Genomic DNA, 346 nt, shown 5'->3' on the forward strand with positions numbered 1-346 from the left:
CGGGCGGTCTGATTGATCGGTCCATCATGCAAGCGAATCGCGAATGGTTTTCCCACATATGGAATATCGCGAGGCAATGTCGTCAACGAACCGGCGATATAGCGCCCGTCATTGCCGAACAGGCCGTTCGGCCGTTGCTGGTCCGGATCGCTTTGACGCAGCACGTTGAACAGTGCGGACAAGCGTTCCGGCGAACTGCGTTGCATGGCGAAATATTCCCGACCTAACCAGTCATCGACGCGTTGCGTTTCAAAACCGGTAATCGAAAAATACAGATAGGCAAATAGCGGCACCGAAATGCCGCCGAAGATGCCGAGGAACAGCACCGAAAGCCGAAAGCTCGTGG

1 pseudogene is annotated in these 346 nt (G+C 55.2%); it reads right to left on the reverse strand.

Annotation, left to right across the window (positions count from 1 at the left end):
* A pseudogene (locus SB816_RS30310) lies at window positions 1-346 on the reverse strand (sensor histidine kinase); the annotation flags it as partial.

This window comes from Achromobacter sp. SIMBA_011 (genome assembly GCF_046535435.1).
In the GTDB taxonomy this organism is placed as follows: Bacteria; Pseudomonadota; Gammaproteobacteria; order Burkholderiales; family Burkholderiaceae_B; genus Achromobacter; species Achromobacter dolens.